General features: G+C 55.8%; 2 protein-coding genes and 1 pseudogene. All 3 read left to right on the top strand.

The features are described 5' to 3' along the window. Positions 1-187: pseudogene (locus CPT76_RS15850) on the top strand (hypothetical protein); the annotation flags it as partial. A gap of 13 nt (positions 188-200) precedes the next feature. Continuing rightward, positions 201-827 (top strand): hypothetical protein, encoded by a 627-nt coding sequence (locus CPT76_RS15845; RefSeq protein WP_105443567.1) that lies wholly within the window; start codon positions 201-203, stop codon positions 825-827. A gap of 134 nt (positions 828-961) precedes the next feature. After that, on the top strand, positions 962-1,768 hold the full coding sequence (locus tag CPT76_RS15840; protein WP_076167858.1) for an SDR family oxidoreductase: 807 nt from the start codon (positions 962-964) through the stop codon (positions 1,766-1,768). Positions 1,769-1,943: the final 175 nt, after the last annotated feature.

The raw sequence follows: 1,943 nt of genomic DNA, 5'->3' as shown, positions 1-1,943 counted from the left end.
CCTTCACGATGAGCATGCGGTGAAGCTGAGAAATATGTCATCTCCGCTTCCGGAGAGCTATCGGGACATGCTGGTCGAAGCCGATTATCTGCTTGCCCCGGGGGCGCTGATGATGCTTCCGGGAAGTTGTGCGGAGCTGGTATCCATCGGTTTTCAAATGTCGGCGGCCACGCCGGTAAGAGCTTAGGAGGGATCCGCCTGTGAAAATAAATTCGGCAGCAACCGGTGACATGTTTACGTTTATCAGCTCCCAGGCCCAGGAGCAGCCGCTCGCTTCCCATTCGGGACGGGTACTGTGCAGGTACGCTTACGGACGGGCGATGGAGACGCTGCTGCAGGGAGAGAACGGACAGGATTTTGTCGGTGTGCAGACGTACGGTGACGTGTGCAACTTTGTGCTGTGTGACGGAGTCAGTATGAGCTATCAAGGTGATTTTGCCGCCCGTTTTCTCGGCAACACGCTGCTGGATTGGCTGGACCATACGCGGGACTGGTCTTCGGCCGGATTTACGGAGTTCATGACGTCCATCACCGAATCCGCTTCGGCGCAGCTCCGGCGGTTAGCTCCGCCGGGCGGGGTTCCCTCCTTGCTTCGGGAGGTGCTGGAGGACAAGCAGCGTATGGGCAGTCAATCCATGTATATTTGCGGGCGGATTGAGCTGCCTATAAGCAGAAAGAAGCAGGGAAGACTGTGGACCGACGGGCTCGCCGATCTGGACCCGATCCATCAGGTGCTGCCGGACGAGCTGATCCAGATTTTGCTCGATGCGCCCCACACCGAAGGGCTTCAGGATGATGCCGCTTTTCTTGAATTGCAGTGGTCGTAATGAACGGCTTGCTGCTGGTTGACCCTTTGCGGGTATAAAATTTGTTTGCTGCGCGATGATTAAGCTGACCTCCTTTATGGGTAATCTTGAGACAGATAACTATATTTGATGAGGATGAAAAAGGAGAGATAGCGATGAGTCAGCAGCAATACAACAGACAGCGATTCGAAGGGAAAACGGCGATTGTTACCGGCGCAGGCTCCGGCATCGGAAAAGCGGCGGCGATCAAACTGGCGCAGGAAGGCGCTAATGTGGCCTTATTTGATCTGATTAATGAACGGACTTCCAAGACGGAAGCAGAAATCAACGCGATCCGCGAAGGAGCGGCCCGCGCTTTTGACGTGGATACTTCGGATGCGGCACGCGTGGAGAAGGCGGTGCTGGAGACCGCCGAGCTGTTCGGCTCCGTGGATGTGGTGTTCGCAAACGCAGGCATCAACGGCGTGCTGGCTCCGATTGAGGAAATGCAGCTGGAAGACTGGCAGCAGACGCTGAGCGTCAATCTGAACGGTACGTTTTTGACGGTGAAATACGCGATTCCGCATCTGAAAAAAAATGGCGGAAGCGTCATTATCACCAGCTCGATTAACGGCAACCGCACCTTCTCCAACTTCGGCATGTCGGCTTACAGCACGTCCAAAGCCGGGCAGGTCGCTTTCGCCAAAATGGCGGCGCTGGAGCTGGCCAAGTTCAAAATCCGCGTCAACGTCATTTGCCCCGGCGCGATCTCGACCAACATCGATCAAAGCACGGAGAAGACGGAAGAGCTGAAGGAAATCGTCATCCCGGTCAAGTTTCCGGAAGGAAGCCAGCCGCTCGCCGACGGGCCGGGTCAGCCGGAAGACGTGGCAGATCTGGTGGCCTTCCTGGCTTCGGACGAGTCCAAGCATATCACGGGGGCGCAGATCATTATCGACGGTGCGGAATCCCTGTTGGTTTAACAGCTTTTCGGTATATATAAAACGGCAGCTCAAGGGCATCCACCGCTTGAGCTGCCGTTTTTGTGCGGCCGTATCGTGAGAACCCTTTAACTTTCGTACAACCGGGCAAGGAGCACTTCTGTCATGACGATCGGCTCGGCTGGAATGAGGCCCAAATCAAACCGGCCGATCAGCT

The sequence above is a fragment of the Paenibacillus sp. AR247 genome, from assembly GCF_002968895.1.
Taxonomy (GTDB): Bacteria; Bacillota; Bacilli; order Paenibacillales; family Paenibacillaceae; genus Paenibacillus_AQ; species Paenibacillus_AQ favisporus.
Note: the sequence above shows the minus strand (reverse complement) of the source record. Positions and strands in the feature narration are given on the sequence as shown.

What these genes read in the sequence shown, in the direction of transcription:
- CPT76_RS15840 (WP_076167858.1), top strand. Translation starts at nt 962, where the DNA reads ATGAGTCAGCAGCAATACAACAGACAGCGATTCGAAGGGAAAACGGCG.